The 7,777-nt window shown below is 71.6% G+C and carries 5 protein-coding genes; 3 read left to right on the top strand and 2 right to left on the bottom strand.

Annotated features, from left to right (window positions below):
- The coding region (locus E1200_RS28695) for a sterol carrier family protein (protein WP_131955204.1) at positions 1–447 on the bottom strand (447 nt) is incomplete at its 3' end.
- A gap of 216 nt (positions 448–663) precedes the next feature.
- Between E1200_RS28695 and E1200_RS28690 the strand changes: the two genes are divergently transcribed.
- The 3 genes from E1200_RS28690 to E1200_RS28680 all read left to right on the top strand — a co-directional run bounded on the left by E1200_RS28690 (position 664) and on the right by E1200_RS28680 (position 4,974).
- Complete coding sequence (locus E1200_RS28690) at positions 664–2,562, top strand: serine/threonine-protein kinase (RefSeq protein ID WP_165950505.1); 1,899 nt, start codon at positions 664–666, stop codon at positions 2,560–2,562.
- Between the two features lie 136 nt (positions 2,563–2,698).
- Positions 2,699–3,862, top strand: a complete 1,164-nt coding sequence (locus E1200_RS28685) for a S8 family peptidase (RefSeq protein ID WP_243708901.1) — start codon at positions 2,699–2,701, stop codon at positions 3,860–3,862.
- A 152-nt stretch (positions 3,863–4,014) separates the two neighbouring features.
- The gene (locus E1200_RS28680; protein ID WP_131955201.1) at positions 4,015–4,974 is read left to right on the top strand and encodes a hypothetical protein; all 960 of its coding nucleotides are present in this window, start codon (positions 4,015–4,017) and stop codon (positions 4,972–4,974) included.
- A gap of 82 nt (positions 4,975–5,056) precedes the next feature.
- Here the strand turns inward: E1200_RS28680 and purL are convergent, their stop codons facing one another.
- Entirely contained in the window at positions 5,057–7,351 is a 2,295-nt protein-coding gene (purL, locus tag E1200_RS28675; RefSeq protein WP_131955205.1) for a phosphoribosylformylglycinamidine synthase subunit PurL, read from the bottom strand.
- Positions 7,352–7,777 lie beyond the last annotated feature (426 nt).

Below are 7,777 nucleotides of genomic sequence, written 5' to 3'. Positions count from 1 at the left end.
GGGCGGGTCGATCGGTAGGGGCAGGTGACCGGAGAGGTCGGCCCGTGCGCCGCTGGCGCGGACCCGTCCGTCCGCTACTGCGTCGGCCCAGGCCGACCTGCCCGTGGCCAGGGCGATCAAGGCGGCGGCGTCCATCTCCACCACATTCGGGGGTGTCCCCCGGGTATGGTGCGGCCCGTCAATGCACTGAATCGCGGCATGGGGAGGAACGCGAACCTCCACGGAACGGCCGGGCGCGAGCTCGGCCAGCCGGTCCAGCAGGAACCGCACCGCTCCCTTGACGACCGGCCTGGACGGTTCGGCGCTCCCCGCCTCGATGGAGGCGAGGACGGTGTCCAGGGCCGCGCGGCGGAGCGCGGCGGGCTCGTCCGCGCCGGTGTACGCGGGCAGGCCGAGCGCGGTGCGCTGCTCGTTCAGGAGGGCAAGGGAAAGCGACTTTCGCGACATCGCCACTGACGTTACCGGGTCGTGGCCCACGGTGACCTGCACCGGCGCGGCCCCCGAGAGGGCGTGCAGACGGTAGAAAGGACCCGGCTCGACCCGGGGGAGCGCTTGTCGTCCGGCGCGCTGGAGTAGCCTCCACGCCAGCGAAGATGAGGAATGCTCATAGAAGGGATCGGGAGGCCGGGGACGCGGTCCCCGGAGGACACGGAGGTTCGTCAGATGCCCGAGGCGCTGCCCCTGCAGCCGGGTGACCCGCGGAGGCTCGGCTCGTACGAGATCACGGGTCGGCTCGGCGTCGGTGAGCAGGGCGCCGTCTTCCTCGGCAGGGACCCTGCCGGCGGCCCGGTCGCCGTGAAGGTCCTGCACGTGCGGCTGAGCGGCGAGCCCGTCGCCAGGTCCCGGTTCGCCGGGGCGTTCACCGCCGCCCGGAAGGTGTCCGGCTTCTGCACCGCCGCGATCCTGCACGCCGATGTGGAGGGCGACCTCCCCTTCGTGGTGAGCGAGTGGGTGGACGGCCCGTCCCTCCAGCAGCTCGTGGACGAGGAAGGGCCGCGCGGTGGCGCGGTCGTCGAGCGCCTGGCCGTGGGCATGGCGATCGCCCTGGCGGCCGTCCACCGGGCCGGTGCGGTCCACCACGACCTGAAGCCGGGCAACGTCCTCCTGGGACGGGACGGCCCCAGGCTGGGCGACTTCGGCATCGCCCACGCCTTGGAGGCGGTCAACGTGGCCTTCTCCGGGCACATCACCGAGGACCCCTCCTACAAGTCCCCCGAGCAGCTCAGCGGCAGGGGCATCGGGCCTGCCGCGGACGTGTTCGCCTGGGCGTCGACCATCCTGTTCGCCGCGACGGGCAGGTCCCCCTTCGGGACGGGCTCGCCGTCCGAGGTGATGCAGCGCATCGTCTACGACGAGGTCGACCTCACCGGGCTGCCCGATTCGCTGCGTGAGGTGCTCACCGACGCGTTCGCCAAGGACCCGGCCGTCCGTCCGGCGGCGAAGGACCTCCTGAAGCGGCTCCTGGACGAGAACGGCCCGCTCGCGGTGCGCATGCCGCCCACGATGGTCACCGAGGGCCGGGCGCTTGCCTCGTCCACGCCTCCGCCGCAGCCCGAGCCGCCTGCGCCCGTCACTGCGCCACAGATGCCTGCGCTGCCGATGCCGCCGTCTGTACCGCCCCAGGCGCCGCTGGGGGGCCACTCCACCCCGGCGCCTGCCGGACCCACCGCCAGCCCCGGGATGCCTGTTCCGGGCTTCCCACCGGGCCCTCCCCCAGGCGGTCCTTCACCTTCCGCCGAGGAGACCGCTCCGTCACCGGCTCTGCCCTTGCTCGGCAAGCTTTCGCGCGTGCGCCGCGCACGCTCGTCGGAGCCCGAGGCCAAGCCCGCGCCGCTCGCCTCGGACCTGGACCCGTCCGCCTTCGAGGAGACGGCCACGTTCGACGCGTTCGCGCCGCGGAAGCCCGACCGGAGCGACCAGACCATGAGGCTCGACCCGGTCGCCCCAGACCCGACCGCCACGTTCGACGCGATCGACCTGGACGACCCCGCGAACACCACCAACCCGGCCCCGATCATCCCCGGCCTTGGAGCAGGGCGTGACGAAGGTGGACGCGGTTCCTCATCCCGGGGGTTTCTCGGCAAGATGCGCCGTCCCAGCAACCACGTCCTAGGTGTCGCGCTCTCCCTCTTCATAGGCGTCGGCGTCGGAATCGCCATCATCGCCCTGGTGCTGTGGCCCCAGCTCAAGGCCGACGACAGCCCGCCCCCGGACAGCGCCAACGCGTCCAACAACCGCCCCGTGACCACAATCCCGTCGTCCTTCGGTGGGACGTGGAAGGGAACCCTGGTCAACACCAGCCGCAACGCCTCGTTCCCCGTCGAGGTCACGTTCGAGGTGGGCGGCACCACGGGACGCGCCATCTACCCCAAGGAGGGCTGCGAGGGCACCCTCAGCATGACCAGGGGCACGGAGAGCGCACTGAAAATGTCCCTCGCCGTGGGCAAGCCGTGCACACCCGGGATCGTCCAGGTCACCCGGCAGCCGGACGGGACGCTGCAGTACACCTGGAGCCGCCCGGGGACCAACCTCGGCTACGGCGGCAGGCTCATCCGCGACTGAGCCCCGGCCACAACCGGGCAACCGTCCGATTTGCCGTCCTATATCTCGATAGGTCCGCTAAGGTTCTTCCGCATTCGACGCATCGATCATGTGGTGGGGCCGCCGCGCGCGGGCTCCCGGCAAGAAGGAGACCGCCTTGCGGGTTGTCCACCGAAGGCTGCTGCTGGCAGGCGTTGTCGCGACCTGCGTCGGAGGCGCCGCCGCGTTCCCCGTGCTCGCCGCCGACTCCGATTCGCTCGTGGAGGTCACGGCCGCGCAGGGCACCCCGGTCCCCGGCCAGTACATCGTCACGCTGAAGGCCGGTGCGTCCACCGACGCGGCCGCCAAGAAGGTCGACGCCGCCGGCGTCAAGCGCTTCGACGGCGTCCTGAACGGCTTCTCCGCCCGCCTGAACGGCGACCAGCTCGGCGAGCTGCGGCGCGACAGCCGCGTCGCCGCGATCGAGCAGGACCAGATCATCTCCATCGACGGCACCCAGCGGGCACCGCTGCCCTGGGGCCTGGACCGGATCGACCAGCGTTCCCGGACCTACTCCAAGACCTACACGTACAAGTCCACCGGCAGCGGGGTCAACGCCTACGTCATCGACACCGGACTGGACGTCGCGCACAAGGACTTCGGCGGCCGCGCGTCCATCGCCTGGACGGCCCCCAGGTTCAACGGCGACGGCCGTGACTGCAACGGCCACGGGACCCACGTCGCCGGCACCATCGGCGCCAAGACCTACGGCGTCGCCAAGGGGGTCAGGCTCCGCGCCCTCCGCGTCCTGGACTGCAACGGCGACGGCTCGGTGTCCGACCTCGTCGCCGCCGTCCAGTGGCTGCGCACCAACGCCGCCAAGCCCGCCGTCGCGAACCTGTCGCTCGGCGGGCCCAAGTCGGCCGCCCTCAACACCGCGGTCACGAACCTGTCCAAGTCCGGCGTGTTCGTCACCGTCGCCGCAGGCAACAGCAATGCCGACGCGTGCAAGTTCTCCCCGTCCGGTGCGGGCTGGGTCATGGCGGTGGGCGCCACGACCAAGTACGACAACCGCGCCACGTTCTCCAACTGGGGCCCCTGCGTCGACATCAACGCGCCCGGATACGGCATCTACTCCACCTGGCCCGGAGGCGGCCACAAGGGCCTCACGGGCACGTCCATGGCGGCCCCGCACGTCAGCGGGGTGGCCGCCCTGTACCTGTCCACCCACAAGTCCGCCACGTTCCCGCAAGTGCAGAAGTGGCTCAACGACAACTCCACGCGTAGCCTGAAGCGCCTGCGCAAGCAGGCCAACCGGCTCGTCTACAAGGCGAAACTGTGAGTCGCGTCACGTAGGATGGCCCGGCTCCCAGGCAAGGAGCCGGGCATCCGGCGCTTCACACCGCCTCACCCGCCTCATGGGTCTAGCCTTGGCGATGCACAGACGGTTCTTTAATCTTCATTGACCTTCGGCCGTGACGAGAGGAGATGCACGTGGAGACCCCCGCCTCCACTGGCATGCGTTCCGGACGACGCGTCGCCCTGGCTCTCGTGGCGATCGCGACCGCGCTGCCGCTGCTCGGTACCGCCACCCCGTCCGCCGGCGCCGCGGCACCGGCCGCCGCGCCCTTCGACCCGGGTGACGCCGCGAAGTTCGCCAAGCTGAACAGGCAGATCGAGCAGCTGGAGAAGGAGCTCGGCGGCGACCTCGCCAAGCTCAAGGACGCCCAGTACGCCGCGAAGAAGGCCCACCTCAAGTCGAGGGTCCTGGAGCGGGACCTGGTCGAGGCCCGCAACGTCGTCGCCCGGTTCGCCGCGACCAAGTACATGATGAACGGCGAGGACCCCACGGTCACGTTCCTGTCCTCCGCCAACCCGAACGAACTCCTCAGCAACGCCAGCCTCGTCAGCCACCTCGCCCAGAACCAGGCCACGAAGGTCGAGCAGATCCAGAAGCTCGTCAACGACCAGGTCCAGGCCCGCAAGCAGGCCGAGGCGAAGATGGGCGAGGTCAAGAAGGAGATCCAGGACCTCAGGACCCGCAAGACCAAGATCCAGGCCCTGGTCAAGCGGTACAAGCCCGAGTCGCCGAGCACCGGGATGGGCGGCGTCACCCCCCGCATGCTCAAGGCCAAGAACACGCTCGACCTGGAGTTCGGCCCCTTCCCCACCATCGGCTGCGTCCGCAGCACCGGCGACCCGCAGGACCACGGCACCGGCCACGCCTGCGACTTCATGGTCACCACCGGCGGCGTGATGGCCAGCGGCAGCGCCCGGACCCAGGGCGACCAGGTGGCCGAGTACGCCATCTCCCACGCCAGCTCGCTCGGCATCAAGTACGTCATCTGGCGCCAGCGCATCTACGACATGCGCAGCCCCGGCTGGCGCATGATGGAGAACCGAGGCGGCAACACCGCCAACCACTACGACCACGTCCACATCTCGGTCTTCTAGGCCGTGCGGGGGCGGCTGCGGCCGCGGTGGACCGACACGAAAAAGGGGCGCCCGGTGGGCGCCCCTTTTCGGTTGGGTCGGGTTAGTCGGCGTAGCTCGGGAGGGTGCGTTCGTGGGACTCGCGGAGCTCGTACAGGGGGATGCTGAAGAGCTCCTGCTTGTCGCCGTCGGGGCCGTGGCCCGTCACGGTGAGCGCGTCTCCGCCCGCCACGCCGATCTGGGTCACGGGGACGCCGGCCGACTCGCAGAGGGCCGCCAGGCGGGCCTCTGCGCCGGGGCGGACCGCGACCATGGCGCGGGCCACCGACTCGCTGAACAGGGCCACGAACGGGTCGCCCGGCAGGGTGATGCGGGCGCCGAGGCTGCCGCGGAGGCACGACTCCACCAGCGTCTGGGACAGGCCGCCGTCCGACAGGTCGTGGACGACGGTGACCAGCCCGTCGCGGATGGCGTTGACGAGGACGGAGGCGAGCGCCGCCTCGGCCTTGAGGTCCACGAGCGGGGGCAGGCCGCCCAGGTGCCCGTAGACGACGTGGGCCCATTCCGAGCCGCCGAACTCCTCGCGGGTCTCGCCGAGCAGCGCGATCGTGGCGCCGTCGGTGGTGAGGCCCATGTTCACGCGGCGGCGCACGTCGTCGTGGACGCCGAGGACGCCCACCACCGGGGTCGGGTTGATCGGGGCGGAGCCGGTCTGGTTGTAGAAGCTGACGTTGCCGCCCGTCACCGGGATGCCGAGGTACTGGCAGCCGTCCGCCAGGCCCTCGACCGCGCGGGCGAACTGCCACATGACGCCCGGGTCCTCCGGAGAGCCGAAATTGAGGCAGTTCGTGACGGCCAGGGGCCGCGCGCCCGTGGCGGCGACGTTGCGGAACGCCTCGGAGAGCGCGAGTTGGGCGCCGGCGTACGGGTCGAGGCGGGTGTAGCGGCCGTTGCCGTCCAGGGACAGCGCGATGCCCAGCCCGGACTCGTCGTCGATGCGGACCACGCCCGCGTTCTCCGGCATGGCCAGGACGGTGTTGCCCAGGACGTACCGGTCGTACTGGGACGTCACCCACGTCTTGCTGGCCAGGTTCGGTGAGCCCGCCAGCCACAGGACCGTGCGGCGCAGCTCGTCACCGTTGGACGGCCGGGTCAGGCGGCCCGGGGTGTCGGACTGCAGCGCGCCGAGGTCGGCCGGGGGCGCGAGGGGACGGTTGTAGACCGGGCCCTCGTCGGCGGCGGTGGTCGGCGGCAGGTCGACGATCGTCTCGCCGCGCCACGTCATGACCAGGCGCCCGGTGTCGGTGACCGTGCCGATCACGGTCGCCGGGATCTCCCAGCGGGCGCAGATCTCCATGAAGCGGTCGACCTTGTCGGGCGTGACCACCGCCATCATGCGCTCCTGCGACTCGCTCATGAGGATCTCCTCGGGGAGGAGCGTCTCGTCGCGGAGCGGGACGGTGTCGAGGTCGACGTGCATGCCGCCGGTGCCGGCCGCGGCCAGCTCCGTCGTCGCGCACGAGACGCCGGCCGCACCGAGGTCCTGGATGCCGACCACGAGGTCCTCGTTGAACAGCTCCAGGCAGCACTCGATGAGCAGCTTCTCCATGAACGGGTCGCCCACCTGGACCGACGGCCGCTTCTGGTGGGACTCCTCGTCGAACGTCGCCGAGGCGAGCACGGACGCGCCGCCGATCCCGTCCGGGCCGGTCAGCGCACCGAACAGGATCACCTTGTTGCCGGGCCCGGGGGCCGTGGCGCGCTGGATGTCCTCGTGCTTCATCACGCCGACGCACAGCGCGTTCACGAGCGGGTTCTGCCCGTAGCAGGCGTCGAAGACGGTCTCGCCGCCGATGTTGGGCAGGCCCAGCGAGTTGGCGTAGCCGCCGATGCCGGCCACGACGCCGGGCAGGACGCGCTGGGTGTCGGGAGCATCGGCCGGGCCGAAGCGGAGCGAGTCCATGACCGCGATGGGACGGGCGCCCATCGACATGATGTCGCGGACGATCCCGCCGACGCCGGTCGCGGCGCCCTGGTACGGCTCCACGTAGGAGGGGTGGTTGTGCGACTCCACCTTGAAGGTGACCGCCCAGCCCTGGCCGACGTCCACGACACCGGCGTTCTCCCCCATGCCGACGAGCAGCTTGTCGCTCTTCGGCGCCTTCTCACCGAACTGGCGCAGGTGCACCTTGGAGCTCTTGTACGAGCAGTGCTCGCTCCACATCACCGAGTAGATCGCCAGCTCGGCGGACGTGGGGCGCCGCCCCAGGATCCCGCGGACGCGCCGGTACTCCTCGTCGTTCATCCCCAGTTCGGCGTACGGCTGGGGACGCTCCGGGGACGCGGCGGCGATGGCCACCGTGTCGGTCCCGTAGTAGGCGGGGGCGACCGGCTCGATGGCGGGCAGCGGGCCCGTGCCCCGGCCGACCGCGGGCTGCGGACCCGTGCCGATGACGGGCTGGGGGCCGCTGTCGAGGCGGAGGACCTGCTGCGGACCGGAGCCGGAGCCGGGGCCGACCGCTGGCTGCGGGCCTGTGCCGGGCCCCACGGCCTGCTGCGGGCCCGTGCCGAGGGCGGGGAGCGGGCCCGTGCCGGGCTGGACGAACGGCTGCGGGCCGGAGTCAGGGCGCACGGCAGGCTGCGGGCCCGTGCCGGGGCCTACGGCCTGCTGCGGGCCGGTACCGGGGCCGACCGTGGGCAGGGGGCCGGTGCCGGGAGGAGCGAAAGGCTGCGGGCTGGAGGCGGGGCCTAGCGCGGGCTGTGGGCCCGTGCCGGGGCCTACCGCCTGCTGGGGGCCGGTACCCGGGCCGACCGTGGGCAGGGG

The organism is Actinomadura sp. GC306 (assembly GCF_004348665.1).
Classification (GTDB): Bacteria; Actinomycetota; Actinomycetes; order Streptosporangiales; family Streptosporangiaceae; genus Spirillospora.
Note: the sequence above shows the minus strand (reverse complement) of the source record. Positions and strands in the feature narration are given on the sequence as shown.

What these genes read in the sequence shown, in the direction of transcription:
- E1200_RS28690 (WP_165950505.1), top strand. Translation starts at nt 664, where the DNA reads ATGCCCGAGGCGCTGCCCCTGCAGCCGGGTGACCCGCGGAGGCTCGGC.